Source organism: Pseudomonas sp. HY13-MNA-CIBAN-0226 (assembly GCF_040310305.1).
GTDB classification, from domain to species: Bacteria; Pseudomonadota; Gammaproteobacteria; order Pseudomonadales; family Pseudomonadaceae; genus Aquipseudomonas; species Aquipseudomonas gregormendelii.
Map to the genome: position 1 here is coordinate 1 of NZ_JBEOPS010000522.1, position 245 is coordinate 245.

The following is a 245-nucleotide window of genomic DNA, read 5'->3' on the forward strand; positions in this document are numbered from 1 at the left end:
GTTCCAGGTGGTGACAGGGCGGCAGGTGCCGGTATTTCTGGCATCGAGCTTCGCGTTCATCACCCCGATCATTCTCGCCAAGGGCCAGTTCGGCCTGGCGGCGACCATGGGCGGGGTGATGGCGGCGGGTTTCGTCTATACGTTCCTGGGCCTGGCCGTGAAGGTCAAGGGCACCGGTTTTATCGACCGGCTGCTGCCGCCCGTGGTCATCGGCCCGGTGATCATCTCGATCGGCCTGGCCATGG

The 245-nt window shown here is 64.9% G+C and carries 1 protein-coding gene; it reads left to right on the forward strand.

Going from position 1 to position 245, the window contains the following annotated elements:
• Window positions 1–245: solute carrier family 23 protein (locus AAEZ05_RS29745; RefSeq protein ID WP_350650233.1), on the forward strand; the 245-nt coding region annotated here is incomplete at both ends.